Genomic DNA, 25,091 nt, shown 5'->3' on the forward strand with positions numbered 1-25,091 from the left:
GATTACTTCCCTGCTTTTGCTTCGCCGATAGAGTTCAGGCCATTTGGCACAGTGCCGTTGATGAAATAGTCGCCCACAGAGCGAGCCTTGAAGGCTACCGGGTTGTGGGTCGCAACTGTGCGTGCATTGCGCCAGAAACGATCTAACGATTTAGAGGTCGATACCGCTGACGCGCCGGTGACATCAAAGAGTTCGCTGGTGGCATCCAAAATCAGCTTTGGTGTGGTTACGTGAGCTTGTTGAACTGCCAACTCTGCACGCAGGTACGCAGCATCAGAATCCAAAGCCAGCTGCGGATCTAGGGCCGCGTCTAATTCGCGGGCTGCTGTGGTGACTATGCATTCAGCAGCAAAAACATTCGCCGCCAAGCGTCCAACCAACTCTTGAATCTGCGGATCATCCTTGAACAAAGAACCCGAACCGGTGTTAAAGGTGCGGGTACGCGTAGCTACGATCTGTGCTGCCTCATTGCGGGCGGCCTTACCGATGCCTACAAGTACCGACAGTAGACACAGTTGGAAGAACGCAGGTTCCAGAGTAGATGCGATTTTACGCTGAATAATGTTCTCGGCCTGAACCGGAACATCAGTGAATATGGCAGTACCGGTACCGGTCAATGGCTGGCCAAACCCATCCCAATCATCCAGGATTTCCACCCCGTCAGCGTTCCGGTCAACGATGGCGTACTGACGCCCTTCAACACCTTGCGTACTGGTCATGACCACAACCCAATCAGCAAAAATCGATCCGGTGGTGTAGTACTTTTCACCGCGCAAGACCCAGCCATCAGCGTTCTTCACGAGCTTGGTATTCGTGGTGCCTAATGCGTTGCCGCCACGTTCAGTTGCAGCGTTGCCAAAGATCTGACCATCCAGCACCCGTGGGAACCAACGGTCCTGAAACTTCTCGGGTTGCAATGCGATGGTCTCTACAAAGGCGAAATGGCTGCGCAACAAATGAGCCACATTGGAATCTGCCGTGGCAAGTTCAATCAGCAAACGGAAGAGGTGCTCGTGACTGACTGGTGTGCCACCGTGACTTTCAGGTACGCGCAACGTGGTAAATCCTGCGTCCTTGAGCCACTGCACCTGCTCAAATGGCAGAACACGGTTTTGTTCGCGTTCTCGGCTTCCCTCAGCTATTCGTGCGAAAACTTCACTGAAACGCTTGAGCAGTTCCTGGTAGTGGCTCTCTGTTGTTGCCGCGGCGATTGTCGTCATTGCTTCTCCCTGCAGGACATCGGTATCTAAGTTCAGTATCAAAAAGTAGTGGCCCCACGACGCGGATCAACTATCGTCGTGGGGCCAAGGCCTACTTATTCCAGGTGGCGAAATCTGCTTCCAGGTCGCGGGCCCATGGGGTGCCTAGAGCGCCGTCAAGGTAATCTGCGTACCACTGCTTGACCTCATCTGAGTGATAAGCCTCTTCAAGGACTTTGCCCTTCTCGGTATCCATGAATCCAGGTTTGGCACCAATGATGTTGATGTATGGAAGTGCTTCTTCTTCCTTTTCAAAGAGCAACGCGTCGTCTGGGTTCAGACCAATCTCGGCGCCGAGGCGAGCAAAGAGGAATCCGGCGTCAACGTCCGGCAGAGTCTTGGACAATGACTGCTGATCAACTTCAACAAACTTGAAGTTCTTTGGGTTCTCCAAAATGTCATTCTGCGACAGGCGAATCACGCTCTTGTTTGGCGTGACCTTCAATACCCCTGCCTTATCAAGCAGGGCCAATGCGCGACCATTATTAGCGGTATCTACAGGCAATGCGATGGTGGCACCGTTAGGCAGTTCCTTGATGGAATCGTACTTTTTCGAGTACACGCCGGCTGGTGAACTGTACATGTAGAAGGCTGGATCCACATCCACGTTCTGGTCCTTCTTGAACTGCTCAAGGTAGGCACCGTGCTGGAAGAAGTTCGCATCATACTCACCGTTAGATACCACGTGGTTTGGCTGCACGATATCGGTGACATACGTGGCATCCAGCTTCCAACCCTTCTCAGCCAGTAGCTTCTGAGCGATCTTGGTGGGCTCCTGCGACGGAGCCGATTCGGTGACAATGATCTTGATGGTCTTGTCCCCAGTTCCGGAAGCTTCTCCGCCTCCGACCAGACCACATGAGGTTAGTCCTAAGAGTGCTGCCGAGCCAGCGGCGAAGGTCAAGAAAGTACGACGAGATACTGCCATGATGTTTTCCTTAGATAAAGTGCGAGTTGAGAAGAAGTGTTTAGCGTTTGTCTGCTGCACGCGAGAGCCGAGTACCAACAAACTGAACTGCGTGCACCAGCAAGATCATCAGAATGATCGCTAGGAGCATGACGCCGGTTTCGTAACGGTAGTAGCCGTAGCGGATAGCAAAATCGCCAATACCTCCGCCACCTACCAGACCGGCCATCGCTGAGTACGAGATGAAACTGACCGTCATGATGGTGATAGATGAGAGCAGTGCAGGTCTTGCCTCGACAAGTAATACTTCGCGAATGATCTGTCCGCGGGTAGCACCCATGGCCTGCGCAGCTTCAACAACTCCATTGCCAAGCTGGCTGATGTTCTGTTCCACAAAACGTGCAAAATAAGGAATCGCGTTAATCGTCAGCGGAACAATGACGGCAGCAGTTCCAATGGTCGTTCCCACCACAAACCGGGTGAACGGGATGATGGCAATCAGCAAAATAAGGAATGGGAAGGAACGGATGGTGTTCACTATTCCGTCAACAATCTGGTGCAACCGCGGACGGGGACGCAGACCATTAGGCGACATGGAGAACAGCCAGATCCCCAGTGGCGTTCCGAGCAAAATTGCAATTGGAATGGCGACCAGAAGCATGGCGAAAGTTTGTGCCATGGCCACCCAAATTTCCGGGGCCAGTTCAACAATTCGGTCAAAGTTAAAAGCTGCTGCACTGCCGTTGCTCGTGCCCAGCACTAGTGAAGATAAGTTCATTGGTAATCCAGGTTCTTTATACGCGCGCTACGTGGGCAGCTGATGAGGATGAAACGGGTTTTGGGCTGCGGTTCAACGTAATTTCATCGCTGATCAGATAGCGTCCGATAGGCGTCGTGGGTTCAAAGCCAGGCTCTTGCAACTCATTCAGGGCGAACTCTTCAACTACTGAACCGTCTTCCATCACCGAGACGCGGTCTGCGATGGCCTTAATAACGTTCATTTCGTGCGTGACAATAACTGTGGTGATTCCGAGGCTGGCGTTGATGTCGCTGAGGTACTGCAGCACCGAGGTCGTGGTTCGCGGATCCACTGCACTGGTCGGTTCATCGCACAAGAGGACTTTTGGCTCGGTCACCAACGCTCGTGCAATGGAGATGCGTTGCTTCTGACCGCCTGAAAGCTGTCCTGGGTATGCGCTGGCCTTGTCAGCCAAATCAACAATGGCCAAAGCTTCCAAGGCGCGTTCGCGACGCTCGTTTTTTGCTACACCAGCAAACTTCAGATTCAGTTCCACGTTCTGCAACGCGGTGCGATTGTTCAGCAGATTGAAGTGCTGAAAAATCATTCCGATTTCATGTCGTTGCTTACGCAAATCGCCATCGCTGAGTCCGGTAAGTTCCACGTCATCGACAAAAACCTGACCGGAGGTTGGGCGCTGAAGTAAGTTGATGTTGCGCAACAGCGTTGACTTGCCAGCACCGGAGAAGCCGATGATCCCGTGAATGCTTCCGGCTTCAATGTTCAGGGTCACGTCTTTAACTGCCGTGAATTGATCCTGGCCATTGCCAAATGTTGTTGTTACGTTCTCAAGACGAATCATCATCGCTCCTTTACTGCTTGGTTATACGGAGCGTTCTTCACGAGGAAATCCTGTCTTTAAACAGACTTTCCCGTCGCGAAGTGAAAGTACTCCATCGGTCCTGGCTGTAGCACCGCTCCCTTACGGGTGGTTGCTGCGACGTCGTTGAGCCAGATCTCTCAGTCGCTCTGGATGGTGTGTGTTCGGTTGTACGGTCCGAACGATTTAAGTCTGTCTTCCATGGCCATGACCGAACAATAATTACGTAAACGGAAGTCATGAAGTCACCAAAACTTACTCACAACGTCAAAAAATTGCTTTGGTCTGCGTAGCAATTCTTCACTTTCCTCAAAGGTTTCGAATCAAGACGACGACCCTTGACGTATTGATTCCCCTTTTGGTTTCATGCGCACGACTGACCGTCGGGAATTGAACCGCGAGGGACGTGGTTGTATTAGTTTGCAGACCAACGAGAGGACAACATGAAGATTGCAATTGCAGGAGCCACCGGACAGCTGGGCCAACTGGTTATCAACGCACTATTAGAGCGCGGTGCAGATCCTGCACAACTGGTTGCCCTTGGACGTTCTGAAGAAAAACTCGCTCCTCTGGCGGGCAAGGGTCTGGAGACCCGCGCCGCTGACTACAACGTCGAGGCAAGCCTGGTGTCAGCTCTCGAAGGCGTAGACAAGTTGCTTCTGATTTCAGGTAGCGAAGTTGGCCAGCGCATCACCCAGCATGAGAACGTCATCAACGCTGCCCAGCGCGTGAACGTATCGCTGATTGCTTATACCTCTATTGCCAATGCCCTGACCGGCAACATGAAACTGGCGCAAGAGCATGTGGCTACCGAACAGTTACTGGCGGGCTCCGGCATTGAATACGTCTTGCTACGCAACGGTTGGTACACCGAAAACTACACCGATCAGCTCCTGGGCTACCTCAACAGCGGCGTAGTTCTCGGCGCCGCAGGTAACGGCAGGATCAGCGCCGCCCCACGTGCCGACTACGCAGAAGCAGCCGCAGCGGTATTGCTCTCCGAAGAAAATGAGTCCGGCAAGATCTACGAACTTGGTGGCGACAAGGCCTTCACCCTGAGTCAGCTGGCCGGTGCCGTGGGCGCCGCCGCCGGCCAAGAGGTCAATTACCAGGAAGTTGAACCAGAGAAGCTCGTTGCGATCTACACCGAATCCGGCGTGCCAGCACAGTTTGCAGACATCCTGGTTGATACCGACGTGCAGGTTCGTGACGGTGCCCTGGAAGTGAACTCGGCAGATCTTTCCCAGCTCATTGGCCGTCCAACCGCATCGTTGGGTAAGACCATCAAGGAAGCTCTGGCTCAGTAAACTAACCAGCTGCACCAACGCTGAAGTGGGCAGTGATCCTCGACTGACTAGTCGGGGATCACTGCCCACAGTTCTAACGTCATAACTATAAATATTGTGATCACTTGCGCGGAATTACAACGCTTCTAAAAAGATGGCTCGTGTCACACCCCTAGCGCTTCGAGCACTTCCCGTAAATTGACGCATACTTCATCCCCACCTCTTTCAGGAGATCAGAGTATGCAACGATCAAGTTTGCGCGCTTTGGCTGGCGCAACGATTCTTTCTTTGGGACTAGGAGCTTTCACAGTCCTCCCGGCGAGCGCTGACCCAAGGCACACAGAAAAGACCCCGACTGCTACCGGTACCGGAGGCGCAGTAGCTTCCGTGGATCCAGAAGCTTCGGCAGCAGGACTCGAAGTATTGCGTAAGGGTGGCAACGCTGTTGATGCCGCGGTGGCTACCGCTGCAGCCCTTGGTGTCACCGAACCCTACAGCGCTGGCATTGGCGGCGGCGGCTACTTCATGTACTACGACGCGTCCACGGGCAAGGTCAGCACCATCGATGGGCGTGAAACCGCGCCGGCAGCAATACCGCATGATGCCTTCATCGATCCGGCTACCTCAAAGCCCTATAACTTCACCCCCGAACTGGTCACCAGCGGTGTAGCAGTAGGCGTTCCTGGCACCGTGGCCACCTGGCAACGGGCGCTAGATAACTGGGGTTCACAAAGCCTCAAGCAGGTTCTCAAACCGGCAACTCAGGTCGCCTCGCGAGGCTTTGTGGTGGACAAGACCTTCCATGAACAAACTCAAGATAACAAGGAACGCTTTGCTGCTTTCAGCTCAACCAGCGATCTCTTCTTGCCTGAGGGTGATGCCCCAAAGGTAGGCACCATTTTCAAGAATCCAGAGCTGGCCGACACGTACCGGCTGTTGGCAGCCAAGGGTCCAAAAGCTTTCTACCAAGGTGATCTTGCTTCAGAGATTTCCCAGACCGTGCAGGCTCCACCCAAGGTGGAAGATACCAAACTGCCAGTACCCGCTGGCTACGTGAGCACCGAAGATCTTGCCAACTTCAAGGTCGCGGAGCAGGAGCCCACCACGGTGAAATACCGTGGACTAGATGTTTATGGCATGGCCCCATCCTCTAGCGGTGGAACCACCATTGGTGAATCACTGAATATTCTGAGCAATTTTAACCTTGCATCAATGGAACCAGCCGACGCGTTGCACCACTACTTTGAGGCCACCGCGTTGGCTTACGCTGACCGTGGTAAGTATGTGGGAGATCCTGCCTTTGTCGATGTTCCCACCCAAACCTTGACCAGTAAGCTCTTTGGTGCCGACCGTGCGTGCGAAATCGATCCAGCTAAGGCCGCCACTAAGCCGGTGGCTCCGGGTGATGTCGCAAACTTTGATGGTCAGTGCCCAGCAAGTACTGCTGAGCCAGCTAAGGAGCAAGACACCGAGAACATCTCCACCACCCACCTGTCGGTGGTTGACCGTTGGGGTAATGCGGTCGCGTACACGCTGACCATTGAACAGACCGGTGGTTCGGGCATGGTAGTTCCAGGCCGTGGGTTCTTGCTGAACAATGAGCTCACCGACTTCTCCACCGTTTATGATCCGCAAGATCCAAACCGTCTTGAACCAGGTAAGCGTCCGCGCTCTTCGATGGCGCCAACGATTGTTTTGCAAGACGGCAAGCCAGTTATGGCCATCGGTTCCCCTGGTGGTTCCACCATCATCACCACGGTGTTGCAGACCCTGCTCAACCGCTACGATCTGGGCATGAGCATCAGTGAGGCGATTGCTGCACCTCGTGCTTCGCAACGCAATACTGCCGCGGTCACCGCGGAACCTGAGTTCATCTCCAAATACGGTTCAGCGATGGAAGCCTTCGGTCATAAGCTCACTCCTGCCGGAGATTCCTTCACCCCGCAGGCAGAAATTGGTGCGGTGGAAGCCGTAGAAATCAATGCTGACGGAACGCTGACGGCGGCAGCCGAACCAGTGCGCCGTGGCGGAGGTTCTGCCCTGGTGCTTGACCCAACCAAGTAAGTTTCTAACGCAAAAGCGTGGAGGCGTTGTTCACTTGAGTGAACAACGCCTCCACGCTTTGTAGCTAGCTAGGCCTTAGGAACTTTAGCTCTTGGCAGCCAAGCGATTGCTGATCTTGTACTTTGCAGCGCGGTGAGTTTCCTTCACGCGGTCCCCGGTACCGAAGAGCTTGTTGCGCAGCGAACCGTCGGCGTACTCACTCTTGTAGGCACCACGAGCCTGTAGCTCAGGAACTACGTACTCAACAACATCTTCGAAGGTTGCCGGGGTCACGGCGTAGGCGAGGTTAAAACCATCAACGTCGGTGTAGTCCACCCAATCAATGAGTTTGTCTGCAACCTCTGGGCCCGAGCCAACGGTGATTGGACCGAAGCCGCCAACACCAACCCATTCAGCAAGCTGACGGATGGTCCATGGGTTGCCGTCATCGCCGCTGGCCTTCTGGAAGGTCTCCACCGAGGACTGGATGGCGTTGGACTTCACGTTGGAACCCAGTGGCTCATCGGGATCCAACTCGGAGAGGTCAACACCCATCCAACCGGAGATCAGTACCTGTGCACCTTCGACGTCCGCGTAGGACTTGTAGTCTTCGTACTTGGCCTGAGCCTTTTCAGAGGTCTCATCGGTGATGATGGTCTGCATGGCGAAAATCTTCACATCGTAACGGTCGCGGCCAGCAGCCTCAACAGCGTCACGAATCTTGGTGACCGTAGCCTTGAGGATTTCGCGGGTAGGGCTGGTAACAAATACTGCTTCAGCGTTCTGTGAGGCGAACTTGATGCCACGTGAAGAAGCGCCGGCCTGGTAGATCACCGGGGTGCGCTGGGTGGACGGCTCAGTGATAGCAATACCGGGCACCTTAAAGTACTTGCCCTCGTGCTCAATATTGTGCACCTTTTCCGGGTCCGTGTAGATCCCGGTTTCCTTGTTGTTCTGAACCGCGTCATCTTCCCACGAGCCTTCAAGCAACTTGTAGACCACTTCGAGGTATTCGTCGGCGTGGTCATAACGCTCGTCGTGTTCCATCTGGTCTTCTTGGCCCATATTGCGGGCGGCCGAAGGCAAGTAACCGGTGACCACGTTCCAACCCACACGACCATCGGTGAGGTGATCCAAGGTAGCCAGACGACGGGCAAAAGCATATGGGTGCTCATAGGCGGTTCCGGCGGTGACGCCGAAGCCCAAGTTTTCAGTTACTGCAGCCATGGCCGAGACCAGCATCATCGGGTCATTAACCGGTGCCTGTGCGCCCGAGCGCAGTGGGGATTCGTTGGTGCCGTTAAAGACATCGTAGGTACCTAGTACGTCGGCAATAAACAGGCCGTCGAACTTACCCTTTTCTAGCACCTTCGCTAGGTGGGTCCAGTAGCCGATGGTGTTGTACGTTGAGGCTTTGTCATCTGGGTGACGCCACAGACCTGGCGACTGGTGCACCACGCAGTTCATGTCGAATGCGTTGAAGAGAATTTCGCGCTTCGTGCTCATAGGTGTTCTCCTTGCCGTGAATCTGTATTGGTGAAATTAGAAATTAGGCGCTTAGGCGCCGTAGTTTTGGTTGTTGCTGTCTTCGCCGGTGACCAAGAGACGTTGAGGCTGAACCGCATTGATTTCGTAGTCCCCCACGATGCGCGCCTTGTACATGGCCGGGTTGTGGGTGGCGATGGTTCGTGCGTTACGCCAGTGCCGATCTAGGTTGCACACAATGCTGGTTGATGAGGCCCCTAAACCGTCAAAGAGTTTGCTGGTTGCTCCGAGCACCAACGGTTGCACGATGGTCTGGGCGCGGTTAGCCGATAGTTCACAGACCGCGTAGCGTTCCTCGTCGTTCAGTCCTGGGTCTACCAGTGCTGCTTCAACTTCTAGTACTGCGCCAATCACTACCGAGTCGACGGCGAAGGACTCTGCTGAGACTTCGCCGACCAGCTGAAGTACCTGTGGTTCGCGGTAGGCCGGAACGCCGGTGCCGGTGGTGAAGATGCGGGTACGGTTCTGGACCGACTGGCGCAGATCGTTCAGCGCGGCGCGGGCAATACCTGCTTGCACTGCGGTGAGGACCAGCTGGTAGATCGCAGCTTCGGAGTCGTTAGTTGCCTGTGGGATAAAACAGTCCACGGGCACCTGATGGAACTCGGTGGTGCCGGTACCGGTCAGCCCCTGACCAAACCCATCCCAATCGTCAAGGATTTTTACGCCACTGCGTTGGGTGGAAACGACGGCAATCTGCCGGCCAGCCTTTTCTGGATGGGCCACTGCCACTGCGGTCCAGTCGGCAAAGATGGTGCCGGTGCAGTAATACTTTTCACCGTCAACTAGCCAGCGGCCCTCAGACTCGGTGACCTTGGTGTTCAGCGTACCTAGTGCGTTGCCGCCACGTTCGGTGTACGCATTGCCGACAATCTGACCGGCAGCAATACGGGTAACCCACTTGTTGCGCAGCTCTTGATCTTCAAGAATCAGAATGCTCTCCACAAAGGCGATGTGTGCTCGCCAGAGCTGGCCAACATGGGAATCAGCCTCGGAAAGTTCAATCAGCAGGCGGAACACGTCAACCAGACGTGCGCCGTAGCCGCCCTCAGAAACTGGAATGCGCAGCGCACCAAAGCGGTCGCGGTTCAGCAGGCCCACCTGTTCAAAGGGAAGCACGCGGTTGCGATCGCGGTCCCTTGCGGTAGACGCGATCTGCGCGAATACCGGACGGAAAATTTCAGCCAAACGGTCATACTGTTCATCCGCGCCCGGACCGGGTGTGACTTTGAGTAGTTGCCGGGTAGGCAGTTGCTCTTCGAAGTCATCTAGTCCCATGGCGCTAGCCTGCGAAGGATCGCTGAGCTGGTTGAAGTCCAAACCGGAAGAGTTCGGCGACTCGCCAAATGACATTGAAGTCCTCAATTCTTTCCATCGGTCCTGGCGGTAGCACCGTCCCGCGATTCGGGTGGTTGCTGCGGCGTCGTCGAGCCAGATCTCTCAGCCGCTCTGGATGGGTTGTCATTCATTTGTAGCCGTAACAAAGCAATCATTCCAAGCCACGAAGTCACATTTCATTGTTCAGACCAGGTGGCTTGACAGTTGCGTTGCACAGTCAATGACGCGTCATATCGAAGATGACTTGGCAAGAATCCCCAACTATCGATTAAACAGCCTTCTAATGAAATAAATAACGAAATAACCCGCGCATGTGACGTAGTTATCGAAGATTTTTCATGTTACGCAAGATTTGCTTTCAAATCGTTCGAAAGCCTGTAATGGACACGTAACCATCCCGAGCGGCCGAGAGATCTGGCTCAGTGACGCCGCAGCAACCACCTATGGATGACACACTCCATAGGCCGGTGCTACCGCCAGGACCGATGGAGATGATCATGGCTCTTAGCCTTGCACTGCCTCAAGCGCACACCTCGACCGCTTTAGACGTGGAATTCAGCAATGTTTCGCGCACCTTCACCACCAAAAGTGAAAGCCGCGCGGTCCTCAGCGATATCAACTTGCAGATCCCCGCGGGCCAAGTTGTTGCGATCCTTGGTGCTAGCGGCTGCGGCAAGTCCACACTGCTTCGCGCGGTCTCCGGGTTGGACCAACCATCCACCGGATCCATCCGTACCGGAAAACGCAACGTAGATGGCATCAACGAACTATGTGCGGTCGCATTTCAGGAACCACGACTACTACCGTGGCGATCGGTCCGAGAAAATATCGCTTTGGGCCTCGCGCCAGGTACCAGCAAGGCCGACGGTGCTGAACTGATTGATGAATTAATCGAGCTGACCGGGCTCAGCCACGCGACAGATCTTCGCCCGCGCGAAATTTCAGGTGGTATGGCTCAGCGCGTCTCGCTGGCTCGTGCCTTGGCACGGCGCCCTGGAGTGCTGCTACTTGATGAACCCTTCGGCGCACTGGACGCTTTGACGCGGCTGAAAATGCAAGATCTATTGCTCTCCATCCATGCTTCCTTCCCCACCACAATTCTTATGGTCACCCACGACGTGGACGAGGCGTTGACCTTGGCTGACCGAGTCATCGTCCTGGGACGTGAGGGTCAAGATACCGCGGCCACCGTCATTAAAGAACTCTCAATGAGCGCTTCTCATCCTCGCAAACACAACGAAGATCAGTTCATCGCTCACCGCGCAGGATTGCTTCGACTTCTTGGTGTGGACCCGACTAACCATTGACGTTTAACACCGATTCCCCCTGATCTACTCCATCAGCGACATAGCTGTCGCTTACCCGCACGCACAATTTAGAGGATTATTATGCTTTCGCACCGCTTCACTCGACGTACCGCACTTGCCACCGCAGCACTGTTGATCGGGGCTACTGCCCTGACCGGTTGCGCCGGAGAAAACGCTACGGCCTCAGGATCAGATAAGACCCTGTCCATTGACTTCGCCACCTACAACCCGCTGAGCCTGGTCATCAAAGAAAAAGGTTGGCTCGACGACGCCGCTAAGGATCAAGGCGTCAAGGTGGAATGGGTTCAGTCCGCTGGCTCTAACAAGGCCAATGAAGCATTACGTGCTGACGCAGTGAATGTTGGCTCCACCGCAGGATCCGCCGCTTTGTTAGCCCGGTCCAACGGTTCACCGATCAAGACTATCGACCTGTATTCGCAGCCAGAATGGGCCGCTCTGGTGGTTGCTAAGGACTCCAAGATCAAATCGGTGAAAGACCTCAAGGGCAAAACTGTGGCCGCCACCAAAGGCACCGATCCTTACTTCTTCCTGCTTCAAGCACTAGAGCAGGCAGGTCTGAGCGAAAAGGACATCACCGTACAGAATCTGCAACACGCGGACGGTCGTACCGCGTTGGTCAACGGTTCGGTTGACGCTTGGAGCGGACTAGATCCCATCATGGCCGCAGCCGAACAAGACGGTGCGAAGCTGCTGTATCGCAACCTAGATTTCAACACCTACGGTGCACTTAATGCTCGCGAAGACTTCATCAAGCAGAGCCCCGAACTAGCCCAGCTGGTCGTTGACTCCTACGAGAAAGCACGCGAATGGTCGGGCAAGCATCCAGAAGAGACCGCCAAGATCTTGGCTGATGTTGCCGGTCTAGATCCTAAGGTTGCCACCACTGTCATCGAAGAACGTTCCAACTTGGACGTATCGGCCGTTCCCGGAACCGAGTACACCAAAGTCTTGAAGACTATCGCGCCCACCTTGGTCGCCAGCGGCGATGTCTCCAAGCAGGAATCCGTAGACGAGGCCCTAGCAACTTTGGTTGATGACCAATTTGCTACCAAAGCTGACCCAACCAAAATTTCCGGAGAGTAGTCAGCAATGAGCACCACCGTCTCCACGAGAAATCCGAAGAAGGCTAAATCCGGAGTCTCTGCCACCATCTTGCGCGCTCCACACTGGTTGTTATCCCTGATCTTGCCGGTTATTGTTCTGGTGATCTGGCAGGTCGTGACGTCCACTGGAATCGTCGCTCCTTGGACTTTGCCCACCCCCACTTCTGTAGTCACTTCAGCAGTTGAGCTATTGCGTGACGGAGATCTTGGCAAACACATTGGCATTTCCACGCAACGTGTATTGCTTGGATTCTTCTTTGGTTCCTTGCTCGGTCTACTGCTTGGCGCACTGGTCGGCCTGTCCAAATTGGCTGATGCTCTGTTGGGTTTGAGCATTAGTGCGTTGCGTGCGGTGCCATCCTTAGCATGGGTCCCGCTGCTGGTGCTGTGGATGAAAATGGGTGAAGACTCCAAAGTCACCCTAGTGATCATTGGTGCATTCTTCCCCGTCTTCACCACCGTGGCCTTGGCTCTTCGTCATGTGGATGCCCAGCTGGTAGAAGCCGCCCGATCTTTCGGGCTGAACGGAATCAAGTTGCTGCGTACGGTGCAGCTTCCTGCGGTGGTGCCTTCGATTTTCTCCGGGCTGCGCCTAGCCCTAGCGCAGTCTTGGCTCTTCCTTGTTGCCGCTGAATTACTCGGCGCTTCGATGGGTCTGGGCTTCCTGCTGACTGATTCGCAGAACAACGGCCGACTGGACCGACTGATCATGACCATCATCTTGTTGGCCATCTTCGGAAAAATTACCGACGCCCTGCTCTCGATAGCAGAACGCTGGGCCATTAAACGTTGGACCTAAGAGTTCCCGCTGTCCCAATTCAACTTCGCCAACCAAAAAACACATCAAGGAAATTTTCTGTCATGACCATCGAATCGGCATCCACCTCAACGCTGGCCTCAGAGGAAGCACGCCAAGCATTCTGGGACGAAGCGGCAAACCTCCTCGATTGGGATACCAACTGGCACACCACTAGCCAAATCGTCCCAGCCGACGCAGCTGCCAAGCGTGGTCCAGAAATCTCGTGGTACTTAGGTGGCCAACTCAACGCTGCGGTCAACTGCGCTGACCGCCACGTCGCTGCTGGCCGCGGAGACAAAGTCGCGCTGTACTTTGAAGGCGAACCCGGTGACCGACAGACCGTCACCTACAAAAACCTGCAAGAGCGCATCAGCCAAGCAGCCAATGCATTGGAAGCTCTGGGTGTAGTCAAGGGCGACCGTGTCGTTATCTACCTGCCGGTGTTGATTGAAACTATCGTCATCACCCTGGCCTGCGCGCGCATCGGAGCCATTCATTCATTGGTCTTCGGTGGCTTCTCGGCCGAAGCGCTGAAGTTCCGAGTAGAAGACACCAAGGCCAAAGTACTGGTCACCACCGATGGCCAGTACCGACGTGGCACCACAGTTGCGGTTAAGGCCAATGCCGATCAGGCGGTCTCCGGTGAGAACAATATCGAGAAGGTCTTGGTCATTCGCCGCACCGGCGATGAGATCCCTTGGACCGAAGGCCGTGACGTGTGGTGGCACGAGGCCGTAGAGACCCAGTCCACCGAACATCAGGCACAGTTCTTTGATTCAGAAACGCCGCTGTTCATCATGTACACCTCCGGCACCACTGGCCAACCCAAGGGTTTGGTTCATACCACCGGCGGTTACCTGACCCAGGCAACCGCGAGCTACAACTTGCTCTTCGCCAACCCTGATGCGTCCCAGCGAGACAACGACGTGCACTGGTGCACTGCTGACTTGGCGTGGGTTACCGCGCACACCTACGAGATCTACGGTCCGCTGTCTAACGGCGTCACCCAGGTGATCTACGAGGGTGTGCCCAATGCGCCGCACCCGGGACGACACTTTGAAGTGATTGAACGCTACAAGGTCACCAGTTACTACACCGCACCAACCTTGGTTCGCTCGCTGATGGGGTGGTTCCCAGAAGGTATTCCAGCCAAATACGATCTGTCCACCATCAACATTGGCGGCACCGTGGGCGAGGCTGTTAACCCCGAAGCGTGGAAGTGGTTCCGCGAACAGCTCGGCCGCGACACCACTGCGGGTCTGCCCATGGTTGATACCTGGTGGCAGTCCGAATCCGGAGCTACCATCCTCTCCCCGTTGCCCACCGATGACTACTTCAAGCCAGGGTGCGCCGCTCGCGCCCTGCCCGGAGTCAGCGTAGATATCGTGGATGCTCAGGGGAACAGCGTTGCGCCGAATACCCAAGGCAATATTGTCATCACCCAAACCGGCCCATCAATGGCACGTACGGTCTGGGGCAACCCGGAACGTTATTACACCAGCTATTGGGAGCAGTACGTTCAGCAAGGATGGTTCTTGGCTGGGGACGGTGCTCGCTTTGATGACGATGGAGATATTTTCATTCTTGGCCGCACTGATGACGTGATCAACATTTCTGGTCACCGACTATCCACCATTGAAATTGAATCAGCGTTGGTTACCAACCCAGGCGTGGTGGAAGCTGGCGTTTGCCCGACCCCGGATGCAAAGACCGGTCATGCCGCTACCGCTTTTGTGGTGCCACTGGATAAGTCCCTGATTGCAGAACACCCTGATGAGCAGCTCGCTGCCCGACAGGCAGAATTTATTAGTCAGCTGCGCTCCACGGTAACCACGCAAATTGGGCCGATTGCTAAGCCACGCGATGTGGTGCTGGTTCCAGACGTTCCCAAGACTCGTTCTGGAAAAATCATGCGCCGCTTGCTCACCCAGCTCTTTGAAGGCACCGCTTTGGGTGATACCACCAGCCTGCAAAATGAACCGTGCATCCCTGAAATCAATGCGATCTGCCGGGCACGCAACTAGTTTGGCAGGTAGTCCTGCTTCAGAACACAAAGTGCGTTAACGTAAACAAGCCTCGTCTGGCAATTGCCAGACGAGGCTTGTTTACTGTTTAGCTACGAGCTTCTAGCTACGAGTCCTTGGACTGATCCAATGGTTTCTCATCAGCTTCAGTAACAAATACCTGTGTTGCTTCCCCAGTTGATTCACCAGGCTGTTGTGCCGGCTGAACGATAGGGATTTCGGTGGTCATCAAGCTGAACTGGCTACCTTCATGCCGGTCCACGCCCTGGGTCACCGATTGCTCCAGCACGGTACGTGCCACCTTGCCGCGCAAGATCAGCGGATCTCGGCTCAGGTCCTTCCACAGTGCAACGCACAGTAGCAGCATCACGATCACAAACGGCAGTGCCGAAACGATGGTGATGTTCTTCAGACCATTCAGTGCCTCGGCCGGATGATCACCACCGGCTAGCAACATCACTGCTGCCACAGCACCGGTAGCCACACCCCAGAAGATCACTGCCTTCTTGCTTGGTTCCTCTGCACCACGTTCGCTCAGTGCACCCATCACGATGGATGCCGAGTCAGCGCCGGTGACAAAGAAGATGGCAATCAGCAAGACCGTGACGATCATGAGGATCGTTGCGACCCAACCGGAGACCGGAAGCTTATCGAGCAGGTCGAAGAGGACCAGGTCGAAGTTGATGTCCGGAGCTCCGTCCGCCATCTTGGTCAGCATGTCGCCGGTGTTACCTGCACGCTCTGCACGTTCCTGCAAACCAATGGCGCCGCCGCCGAAGATCGAGAACCAGACCAGCGTTACGGCTGATGGAACCAGAAGAACGCCGGTGACAAACTGACGGATGGTGCGACCGCGCGAGATGCGCGCGATGAACAAGCCTACGAATGGGCTCCATGAGATCCACCAAGCCCAGTAGAAGACGGTCCAGGAGGACAGCCAGCTAGACATGGTGCTGTCACCCGAGGCAGCCGTGCGTGATGCCATCTGCGGCAGGTCACCAATGAAGGCACCTACTGCGTTAGGAATAACGTTCAGGATGAATAGGGTTGGTCCACCGATGAATACGATCAGTGCCAAGATCACTGCCAGAACCATGTTGATGTTCGACAGCCACTGAATGCCACGCTCAATGCCGGAAACGGCCGAGGCAACAAACAGTGCGGTAAGGATAGCGATGATGACTACCAGTACACCGGAGCCAACCTTCTCCATGATTCCAGCGGACTGGATACCGCCGCCGATCTGCAGTGCGCCCAGGCCCAGGGAACAGGCCGAACCGAACAGGGTGGCGATAATAGCCAAGATGTTAATGGTTCGTCCGCCCCAGCCGTGGATGATGCGCTCACCGAAGATCGAGGTGAACATCGCTGAGAATAGCTGTGGGCGTCCCAAACGGAAACTACCGTAGGCCATACCCAAACCAACGATGGCGTACATTGCCCATGGGAACAGCGTCCAGTGGAACAGCGTGGTACCCATGGCGGTGCTTAATGCTGCGTCCGTGGAACCTTCAACAGTTCCTGGTGGAGGCGACATGTAGAAGAACAGTGGTTCTCCTACGCCGTAAAAGACCAGGCCGATACCCATACCGGTAGCAAACATCATGGAGATCCATGAAACAGTGCTGAAGTGTGGTTTTTCGTCGTCCTTGCCTAGTGGGATGCGCCCGAAGTTTTTCGCGGCGACCACAATGACAAAGAGTGCAAAGACCGAGGCTGCAATAACAAACAGCCAACCGGTGTTGGTGATGACCCAGTCAAGGGCTACATCTGAGGCTTTGCCTAGGCCCTCAGGGGTCACAAAACCCCACACAATAAATGCCAGCGCTAAGGCGCCGGCGATACCAAATACCCAATAGTCGGTTCCTGAAACCGAATATTTCTTTGGTCGTCGTTGTCGAGCCGAATGCAGCTCGCCGACGAGGTCTTCAAAAGATTGATCCGTCTGCTCCATTGCGTTCTTCCTTCACTGGTGAGGCTCTGCGGATGAAATCCGGCCGGAGCCCGACAAACAACCGTTCCCGCGGGAAGTGGTTGCCGTGCAGTGTGCTTGATTGCGAATTGCTTATCGGTGTAGATTTACTGATTCCAAATCTAGCGTCAGCGGGCGCTGATTGGTACAGCGACCCTGTGGGAATGACCGGGCAATTTCTCCGGTGACCCGACGCTATTTCTTCTCGGATTCTCACAATAAATCGTAAATAGTCCTTTTTAAGCATGGTCGAACGACACCCATTGGTCAAACCAGAGTGCTGATTTTTCGCGGTTCTTGACCCAAGATGGCCCGTTTTTCGCGCAGTATGCCTAAGGGATTGCAAACCTGTGAGCTCCCTCTCGTGAGCGCAATTCCCCGTGAGAGCCACACCTATTTCTGACTTCCAGGACCCGAATTCTAGCCCTGAGATTCTGGAGCAATTTGCAATTGTGTGGAGCAAGAATTGCCTCATCTGCACACGCTGGGCCCTGATTCAGATCCAGCAGAACATATTCTCCATTCGGAATATTCACTAACCAGCCAGTGAAGTGGCGATTAACCAGCAGGTCTTTGTGACGTAACCTGAAATACATTGCGACTTATCTTGACTCGTTCAAAATAAGCAGGCATGCTGAAGATATGACATCACAGGACGGGATTGAGCAAGTGCTCAAAGCGGCATCCATGCGAGTGACGCAACCGCGCGTTGCTGTCCTCGCAGCAGTTGCAGCAAACCCTCATGGTGACACCGAAACAATTATTTCGGCGGTCCACCGCGAGCACCCCGCAGTGTCACACCAAGCGGTCTACGATTCACTCAAACTCTTCACTAGCTTGGGTGTTATCCGTCAGATTCAGCCACAAGGCCATATTGCGCGCTACGAAACCCGCGTTGGCGATAACCACCATCATGTGGTTTGTCGCCGGTGCGGAAAACTCGCAGACGTCGACTGCGCCGTCGGCGGAGCGCCATGTCTACACGCCTCGGATGATCACGGCTTTAAAATTGACGAAGCCGAAGTCATCTACTGGGGCACCTGCCCCGAATGCCAGGCTGAGCTGATCAACGAGTAACCGCAAGGCCCTTACGCTTTGTCATCGAGCGTTACTTCTCGCGCGATGAGCATCGATCCCTAAACCCAAGAAATCCGGAAGGAAAAGCATATGTCTGAGACAACAGCAGGTCAGTGCCCGGTTGTAGGCAACACTGGTCGAGTACACCCGACCCAGGGCAACGCCAACACCGAGTGGTGGCCAAATAAGCTAAATCTAAAGATCCTTGCAAAAAATCAGGAGGCTACTAACCCTCTGGATGCAGACTTCGATTACATCAAGGCTTTTGAAGCTTTGGATCTGGCAGCGGTCAAGGCTGACCTAGCTGAGCTAATGACCAAGTCTTACGACTGGTGGCCAGCTGACTTCGGTCACTACGGTCCATTCTTAATCCGCATGGCTTGGCACTCCGCCGGCACCTACCGTTCACACGACGGTCGTGGCGGCGGCTCCGCAGGCCAGCAGCGCTTCGCTCCACTGAACTCCTGGCCAGATAACGTGAACCTGGATAAGGCTCGCCGTCTGCTGTGGCCAGTAAAGAAGAAGTACGGCCAGTCGATCTCCTGGGCCGACCTGATGATCCTTGCCGGTAACGTGGCTCTGGAAGATATGGGCTTCAAGACCTTCGGCTTCGCCGGCGGCCGCAAGGACGTTTGGGAATCAGACGACGACGTTTACTGGGGTCCAGAAAAGGTATGGCTGGATAGCGAACGCTACACCGGCGCCCGCAACCTTGAGGCTCCACTGGCTGCAGTCCAGATGGGTCTGATCTACGTCAACCCTGAGGGTCCAGACGGTGTTGCTGACCCACTGGCCTCCGCAGCTGATATTCGCGAAACCTTCCGCCGCATGGGCATGGATGATGAAGAGACTGTCGCCCTGATTGCCGGTGGCCACACCTTCGGTAAGACCCACGGTGCCAGCGCAGAGTCGCACAAGAGTGGCGACCCAGAAGCTTCCCCATTGGAAATGCAGGGCTTGGGCTGGAAGTCTGACTTCGGTACCGGCAGTGGCGATGACACCATCGGTTCCGGTCTGGAAGTTACCTGGACCTACCACCCAACCCGTTGGGATAACGAGTTCTTCCACATCCTCTTCGCTTACGAGTGGGAACTGTTCCACTCTGAGGCCGGCGCACAGCAGTGGCGTCCAAAGGATGGTGGCGGTGCCGACTTGGTTCCTATGGCTCACAACGCTGCAGCTCGCCGAGAACCACGCATGCTCACCAGCGACCTGGCACTGCGCGTAGATCCTGCTTACGAATTGATCTCCCGCGAGTTCAAGGACAACCAGGAAAAGTTCGCTGACGCCTTTGCTCGCGCTTGGTTCAAGCTGACCCACCGCGACATGGGCCCGAAGTCCCGCTACTTCGGTCCAGAGGTTCCAGCAGAAGACCTGCTCTGGCAGGATCCACTGCCAGCTGCACCAGAGACCACCCTGGGCGCTGCAGAGATCTCCTCGCTGAAGGAACTGATCAAGAACTCCGGTCTGAGCGTTCAGCAGCTGGTTTCCACCGCATGGAAGGCAGCGGCAACTTTCCGTTCCTCAGACAAGCGTGGTGGCGCCAACGGTGGCCGCATCCGTCTGGAACCACAGGTTTCCTGGAGCGTGAACCAGCCAGAGCAGCTTAAGATCGTCATCGCGAAGCTGGAAGAAATTGTTGAGAACTTCAACGCCACTTCGTTGGTCAAGGCTTCGTTCGCTGACGTTGTGGTTCTTGCCGGCAACGTAGGTGTTGAGTTGGGCGCTGCAGCTGGCGGTCAGCAGATCGAGGTTCCATTCACCCCGGGCCGTGTTGACGCAACCCAAGAGCAGACCGACGTTGAGCAGTTCGCATGGCTGGAGCCAGTAGCTGACGGTTTCCGTAACTACGACTCAGGCTTCTTGAACCTGCCTTCCGAGTACCTGCTGTTGGATCGCGCTAACCTGCTGGGTCTGACCGCACCGGAAACCGCTGTACTGCTTGGTGGCCTGCGCGTACTGGGCAACAACTGGGATGGCTCGAACACCGGCGTGTTCACCGAGACCCCAGGTGCACTGACCAACGACTTCTTCGCTAACCTGCTGGAACTGGGCCTTGAGTGGACCCCAGATGCAGAAGAGAAGACCTACGCAACCACTGACGGCCGCTGGGTCGGCAGCCGCGTAGATCTAGTCTTCGGCTCGAACTCTGAGCTGCGCGCACTGGCCGAGGTTTACGCTTCGGATGATGCCAAGACCAAGTTCGTCAAGGACTTCGCTGCAGCGTGGGCCAAGCTCATGGATGCAGATCGCTTCGAACTGCGTAAGTAAGCGGTCCTAGGCACATAACTGTGGCCGCCACTTTCCGAATCATTCGGAAGGTGGCGGCCGCAGTCGTTTAAGCAGGTAGACCTGAAACAGCGCGCTTACGGAACAGGGTTTCCTAGCTCCCGCAGTTCGGTCTTGTTAGTTTCGCGCGCCCACAGCGCACCGATGACTGCCAGAACAGATGAACCGGCAACGATCCACGCTGCGGGACCCCAGTTCGCGGAGACCCCGCCAACCAATGCAGTGGCGAGCATCGGGGTAAAGCCTGCGCAAAGGATGCCGACCTGCAATCCGATAGCCATTCCTGAATAGCGCACCTTGACATTGAACAGCTCCGAGAACCAGGCCGGGTACACCGAGTTTGAGGCAGCGTAGGTTCCAGCGGTAATCATCATGCTTGAAACAAATATCATCGCCAGATTTCCCGTGGAAATCGTCATGAAGTACACAAAGATCATGACCCCGGATCCCACTACACCTGAAACAAAGACCTTCTTTCGCCCAAAGGAATCCGAGAGTCGAGCAAAGAATGGCTGGCTGGCGATAGCGATGATATTTCCAGCGATACTCACCCACAACATTGTGGATGCCGAGACTCCCACGGAGACCGCATAGGCCAGACCGAATGACTGCATGAAGGTATTGGTGACCACCTGGAAGGACATCAAGGCGACTTGGAAGAACTGAGCAGGGTGAGTGGAGATCATATTGGTAAACGGAAGCTTGACCAGTCCGTCGCTTTCCTGCTTTTCTTCAAAGATTTCTGGCTCATCCAAGGAACGGCGAACTAGGTAAGCAGCCAGCAAGACCAGAAGCGAAAGCCAGAACGGGATACGCCAACCCCACGCCAAGCGTGCCGACTCGTCCATTGCTGCCACCGGCAGGAAGGCCAGCGAAGCTAGGACGATGCCAAAAGAAATCCCGCTCATGGCAAAGCTTGCGAAGAATCCTCTTCGCCCTTCCGGAGCCTCTTCCGTAGATAGTGCAGAAGCACCTGCGGTTTCAGCGCCGGCCGATAGACCCTGCATCAGTCGCAAGACCACCAACAGTGCTGGGGCCCAGTATCCCACCGTACGGAAATCGGGCAGGACACCAATAAGGAAGGTGGCTGAGCCCATTAGCACCAGAGTCATCACCAAAGTGGCTTTACGTCCAAGCTTGTCGCCAAGGTGCCCGAAGAACACTGCACCGAAAGGGCGGGCAATGTAGGCGACACCAAAAGTCGCGAAGGAAGCAAGCATCGCAATGGTCGCATCTCCAGTAGGGAAGAAAATCTTTGAGAAGACCAAAGATGCAGCCGTCGCATAGATAAAGAAGTCGTAGTACTCCAATGCGCCACCAAGAAAACCAGCGAGCGCAGCTTTTTTAGCCCGTTTCAACTTGCGTTCTTGTTCGGAGTCAATGCTGACTCCCGTATTGGTGATGGTCTTACCCATGGGTTGTCCTTCCACGACGGCGGGGATGTTTCGCTCATGCACTAAACCTTTTGTGCGGTATGCGCACTATCGTGCGATATGTGACAATGAATAAAATACAGCAAGGTGAGGCGCGTCACAAGACATATGAAGCAATCAATTGACCGCTGCACTCGTTTACGCCGAAAGGAAACTATGAACCGCCCAGAGAAGACCACGCAACTTTTTATCATTGGTTCTCACGCCTCGACCACAATGTCTCCAAATCTTTGGAACCCAGTGTTCGAAGCCTTGGGAAACGGTTGGAACTATCAACCGTGGGATGTTCCTGCTGGAAGTGAAATGCAGCCTACGCGTGATGGTCTTTTGGATCCCACGGTCATAGCAGCCAATGTGACCATGCCCCATAAACAATGGGCTGCCAGCGCCGCCGATACATGCACTGAACAGGTCGCCCTCAGCGGGGCTGCGAACCTACTGATCCGCAACAACGGTCAGCTTGATGCCTACAACACCGACATCAGCGCGGTGGAAGAAAAGCTAGCCACCAAAACCCATCAACACGTACTACTCCTCGGTGCAGGCGGCGCGGCACGCGCAGCCCTGATTGCCCTCAAGGAGCACATCACCGAGGTAACCATCACCGATCAAGACATCGAAGTGGCTCAGCAGCTATTAGATCTTGCAACCCGCATGGGAATTTCCGGAACCGTCGTCGACTGGTCTGCGGCTTCGCAGGTTGCTACCAAAGCTTCACTGATCATCAATGCCACACCCATCGGGAAGTACCCAGAGGACGGCGCCGCGTGGGGAACCACAACCCTCTCCCCGGGGAGTTACGTTTACGATTTTGTTTACGCTGAGCACACCACCGGAACCATCAAGGCCGCGATCGCACAAGGCCTTGAATATACCGACGGTTGGGAGCATCTCTTACTTCAGGCAGCGGCAATGGTTCCGCTTCTTGAACTTCCTGAACAAACCGTCGCAGAACTGCGTGAATCGCTCAGTGGCATTCGAGAAAATCAGTAGGCAGGTTTCTGAACCTAGAACAATCGCTGCGCTGAACTTCCAAACGCAGGATTCTCTAGCTTCAGCAGCTGCGTCTTTGCATCCAATCCACCCAGATAGCCGCCCAGCGAACCGTCGGTGCGCAGCACTCGGTGGCAGGGTAAAACGATGGGGATCGGGTTGGTCGCGCAGGCCGAACCCACCGCACGAACGGCCTTGGGATTACCAATCCGCTCAGCCATCTGCGAATAGCTCCAGGTTTGTCCGTAATCAATCGCAGCCAGTTCTTCCTGCACTTGGCGGCGGAAAGTTGTTGAGAGCTTCAAGTCCAAAGGCACATCAAAACTGTGCCGGGCACCAGCAAAGTATTCATCAAGCTGCCGGGCCACCGCATCTAAACGCGAGGCATCTTTGAGGATTCGTGGACTAAGTTTCGTAGCGAGCAAAGACAGTATTTTATCGTGATCTTCAGATTCAAAAGCCACCCGAACCAGTCCCGCCGGGGTGCTGGCCAAAAGCAGTGAACCCACCGGAGAATCAACCACGCGGTAGGACACATCAATCAAGTCTTTAGCACGGGCCTTAATCATCAGTTGTCCGCCCAGCTGCCCCAAAAGCGCAGCTTCTTCGTTGGTCGCTTGGGAAGTAGATGTTGCATCAGTCATGACTGCTCCTGCCACAGTGTGTCATCCTCGAGCATTCGTCGAAGATTTTTGATCCCATCAGCACCTGCCCGACGCGCTGCCGCTTCCGTTCCAGAAAGGATGTCTGCGATTTGCGCATAGTTCAGTCCTCCCAAGTACCTGTAGGCGACAACCAAGCGTTGCTTGTGCGGCAACCGTCCGACTTCTTGCCACAGCACTAGATTCTCTAGCTGCGCTTCGGATTGCTGGCCATCATCAACCTGTTCCCAGGATTGAAGATCATCGAGAATTTCTGGCTTATTCTTGCGCAGCTCGTCAATAGCCTTATTTCTTGCGATACGCACCAGCCACGCTAGAACATTGGCTTCTTCAGGAAGTTTTGGATAGGCGCTCAGTGCAGATAAAAATGTCTCAGACCATGCGTCCTGGGCACGGTGTTCGTCCAACAAGGCACGGCAAACACGTAATACGTTCAGCCCATAATCTTGGACTATCCGCTCAAACGGCACTTGCATGGCTCTCCTGAGAATTGGCACCTTTAAGGGCTTTCACCATGTAAACGTTGTGCGCGGCAAAAGTGTGAGCAGGTCAAAGGAAAAACTTTTCAGCTTTAGAGGGAGACCAGATCTAGTTCGCGGGCTAAGGCCTGGAGCCGATCCAGATCAATGTGGATCAGTTCACCGTTTTCTACTCCGTACGGTGCCTTAATCCCGGTCAGTGCATCACGGATCACGCGCATTGTCGCTCCGTGGCTCACCACCGCAATCTTCTGTCCGGCGTACTTGACCGTTAAGTGAAGCAAAGCTGGAATGGCACGGCGTAGGATCTGCTCAATTGGTTCCAGCTCAGGCTGGGCTGCTGCCGATTCTTCGTCACTGACCTCAGCCATGATCCGGCCTTCTAAAGGCCCGAAGCTACGTTCAATTAGTTCAGGTACAGGTGGGCCTACTTCCGCTCCCGCTTCCTGGGCAATGAGGGCAGCAGTTTCCTGCGCACGCCCCAACCGGGAGGCAAGGAAAAGTGACCATCCGGCGCCTTGAAGTTCACGTCCAACTTCGCGGGCTTGTTCGCGTCCGATGTCGTTCAGCGGAATGTCGGTACGGCCTTGGAGGCGTCCCGCCAGATTCCAATCTGTCAGTCCGTGTCTGATCAACGCCAACGCAGTATCCATGACTCAAGCGTACCGGGGTGCATAGATATCGAAGAATCTCCGATATTACGTCTAATACGCAACGTTACGACTCATAGTTAGGTCACGATCGGTCATGTTGCGAAGATTATTACACCATCCCGAGCGGCTGAGAGATCTGGTTCGATGAAGCCGCAGCAACCTGCCACATCCGGTGGTTACGGTGCTACCGCCAGAAACGATGCAGCCGCTTTTCTTGTTTAATCACAACAAGAAGCGACATTGATTCCGGGATTCCTGCCTCGATCGCACCACCGCTGAGCG

20 protein-coding genes and 4 riboswitches are annotated in these 25,091 nt (G+C 54.9%); of the genes, 9 read left to right on the forward strand and 11 right to left on the reverse strand.

The features are described 5' to 3' along the window. Positions 1 to 2 precede the first annotated feature (2 nt). The 4 genes from EYR88_RS14990 to EYR88_RS15005 form a co-directional block, all read right to left on the reverse strand. Complete coding sequence (locus EYR88_RS14990; protein WP_131090566.1) at positions 3 to 1,220, reverse strand: acyl-CoA dehydrogenase family protein; 1,218 nt, start codon at positions 1,218 to 1,220, stop codon at positions 3 to 5. A 91-nt stretch (positions 1,221 to 1,311) separates the two neighbouring features. Continuing rightward, positions 1,312 to 2,187: a MetQ/NlpA family ABC transporter substrate-binding protein gene (locus tag EYR88_RS14995; protein WP_131090567.1), complete on the reverse strand. Its 876-nt coding sequence runs from the start codon at positions 2,185 to 2,187 to the stop codon at positions 1,312 to 1,314. Positions 2,188 to 2,227: 40 nt separating this feature from the next. Further along, complete coding sequence (locus tag EYR88_RS15000; protein WP_131090568.1) at positions 2,228 to 2,944, reverse strand: methionine ABC transporter permease; 717 nt, start codon at positions 2,942 to 2,944, stop codon at positions 2,228 to 2,230. A 16-nt stretch (positions 2,945 to 2,960) separates the two neighbouring features. Beyond that, entirely contained in the window at positions 2,961 to 3,770 is an 810-nt protein-coding gene (locus EYR88_RS15005; RefSeq protein ID WP_242632612.1) for a methionine ABC transporter ATP-binding protein, read from the reverse strand. Between the two features lie 85 nt (positions 3,771 to 3,855). Beyond that, positions 3,856 to 3,945: riboswitch (SAM riboswitch) on the reverse strand. A gap of 283 nt (positions 3,946 to 4,228) precedes the next feature. Between EYR88_RS15005 and EYR88_RS15010 the strand changes: the two genes are divergently transcribed. Then, entirely contained in the window at positions 4,229 to 5,092 is an 864-nt protein-coding gene (locus EYR88_RS15010) for an SDR family oxidoreductase (RefSeq protein WP_131090570.1), read from the forward strand. A gap of 219 nt (positions 5,093 to 5,311) precedes the next feature. Continuing rightward, a complete protein-coding gene (ggt, locus tag EYR88_RS15015; protein WP_131090571.1) occupies positions 5,312 to 7,135 on the forward strand; it encodes a gamma-glutamyltransferase in 1,824 nt (607 codons plus the stop codon). A gap of 84 nt (positions 7,136 to 7,219) precedes the next feature. On the opposite strand, the gene EYR88_RS15020 is transcribed toward ggt, so the two are convergent. Both EYR88_RS15020 and EYR88_RS15025 read right to left on the reverse strand, forming a co-directional pair. Next, entirely contained in the window at positions 7,220 to 8,620 is a 1,401-nt protein-coding gene (locus EYR88_RS15020) for an LLM class flavin-dependent oxidoreductase (RefSeq protein ID WP_131090572.1), read from the reverse strand. Positions 8,621 to 8,671: 51 nt separating this feature from the next. Next, a complete protein-coding gene (locus tag EYR88_RS15025) occupies positions 8,672 to 10,012 on the reverse strand; it encodes an acyl-CoA dehydrogenase family protein (protein ID WP_131090573.1) in 1,341 nt (446 codons plus the stop codon). 15 nt (positions 10,013 to 10,027) lie between these two features. Further along, a riboswitch (SAM riboswitch) is annotated at positions 10,028 to 10,119 on the reverse strand. A gap of 267 nt (positions 10,120 to 10,386) precedes the next feature. Next, a riboswitch (SAM riboswitch) is annotated at positions 10,387 to 10,489 on the forward strand. A 5-nt stretch (positions 10,490 to 10,494) separates the two neighbouring features. Here EYR88_RS15025 and EYR88_RS15030 point away from each other — a divergent pair. From EYR88_RS15030 to acs, 4 genes are all read left to right on the forward strand, one after another. Next, positions 10,495 to 11,304, forward strand: a complete 810-nt coding sequence (locus EYR88_RS15030) for an ABC transporter ATP-binding protein (RefSeq protein ID WP_131090574.1) — start codon at positions 10,495 to 10,497, stop codon at positions 11,302 to 11,304. Between the two features lie 81 nt (positions 11,305 to 11,385). Beyond that, complete coding sequence (locus EYR88_RS15035; RefSeq protein WP_131090575.1) at positions 11,386 to 12,408, forward strand: aliphatic sulfonate ABC transporter substrate-binding protein; 1,023 nt, start codon at positions 11,386 to 11,388, stop codon at positions 12,406 to 12,408. Positions 12,409 to 12,414: 6 nt separating this feature from the next. Continuing rightward, positions 12,415 to 13,227, forward strand: a complete 813-nt coding sequence (locus EYR88_RS15040; protein ID WP_131090576.1) for an ABC transporter permease — start codon at positions 12,415 to 12,417, stop codon at positions 13,225 to 13,227. Positions 13,228 to 13,244: 17 nt separating this feature from the next. Continuing rightward, positions 13,245 to 15,251 carry an acetate--CoA ligase gene (gene acs / locus EYR88_RS15045; protein WP_262199682.1) on the forward strand — a complete coding sequence of 669 codons (2,007 nt, stop codon included), beginning with the start codon at positions 13,245 to 13,247 and terminating at the stop codon, positions 15,249 to 15,251. 106 nt (positions 15,252 to 15,357) lie between these two features. Here acs and EYR88_RS15050 read toward each other — a convergent pair whose 3' ends face one another. Next, entirely contained in the window at positions 15,358 to 17,205 is a 1,848-nt protein-coding gene (locus tag EYR88_RS15050; RefSeq protein ID WP_131090578.1) for a BCCT family transporter, read from the reverse strand. A 660-nt stretch (positions 17,206 to 17,865) separates the two neighbouring features. Here EYR88_RS15050 and EYR88_RS15055 point away from each other — a divergent pair. Next, on the forward strand, positions 17,866 to 18,300 hold the full coding sequence (locus tag EYR88_RS15055) for a Fur family transcriptional regulator (RefSeq protein ID WP_207306535.1): 435 nt from the start codon (positions 17,866 to 17,868) through the stop codon (positions 18,298 to 18,300). 90 nt (positions 18,301 to 18,390) lie between these two features. Further along, a complete protein-coding gene (katG, locus tag EYR88_RS15060; protein ID WP_131090579.1) occupies positions 18,391 to 20,571 on the forward strand; it encodes a catalase/peroxidase HPI in 2,181 nt (726 codons plus the stop codon). 95 nt (positions 20,572 to 20,666) lie between these two features. On the opposite strand, the gene EYR88_RS15065 is transcribed toward katG, so the two are convergent. After that, positions 20,667 to 22,004, reverse strand: a complete 1,338-nt coding sequence (locus EYR88_RS15065) for an MFS transporter (RefSeq protein WP_131090580.1) — start codon at positions 22,002 to 22,004, stop codon at positions 20,667 to 20,669. Positions 22,005 to 22,178: 174 nt separating this feature from the next. Between EYR88_RS15065 and EYR88_RS15070 the strand changes: the two genes are divergently transcribed. After that, positions 22,179 to 23,015, forward strand: a complete 837-nt coding sequence (locus EYR88_RS15070; protein ID WP_131090581.1) for a shikimate dehydrogenase — start codon at positions 22,179 to 22,181, stop codon at positions 23,013 to 23,015. A 14-nt stretch (positions 23,016 to 23,029) separates the two neighbouring features. Here the strand turns inward: EYR88_RS15070 and EYR88_RS15075 are convergent, their stop codons facing one another. The 3 genes from EYR88_RS15075 to EYR88_RS15085 form a co-directional block, all read right to left on the reverse strand. Beyond that, the gene (locus EYR88_RS15075; protein ID WP_242632623.1) at positions 23,030 to 23,584 is read right to left on the reverse strand and encodes a methylated-DNA--[protein]-cysteine S-methyltransferase; all 555 of its coding nucleotides are present in this window, start codon (positions 23,582 to 23,584) and stop codon (positions 23,030 to 23,032) included. Positions 23,585 to 23,655: 71 nt separating this feature from the next. Further along, complete coding sequence (locus EYR88_RS15080; protein ID WP_131090583.1) at positions 23,656 to 24,153, reverse strand: sigma-70 family RNA polymerase sigma factor; 498 nt, start codon at positions 24,151 to 24,153, stop codon at positions 23,656 to 23,658. A 95-nt stretch (positions 24,154 to 24,248) separates the two neighbouring features. Next, positions 24,249 to 24,809, reverse strand: coding sequence for a histidine phosphatase family protein (locus EYR88_RS15085; RefSeq protein ID WP_131090584.1), 561 nt, complete (start codon positions 24,807 to 24,809; stop codon positions 24,249 to 24,251). Between the two features lie 111 nt (positions 24,810 to 24,920). Next, positions 24,921 to 25,015: riboswitch (SAM riboswitch) on the forward strand. Positions 25,016 to 25,091 lie beyond the last annotated feature (76 nt).

Source organism: Arthrobacter sp. S41, assembly GCF_004320535.1.
Taxonomy (GTDB): Bacteria; Actinomycetota; Actinomycetes; order Actinomycetales; family Micrococcaceae; genus Glutamicibacter.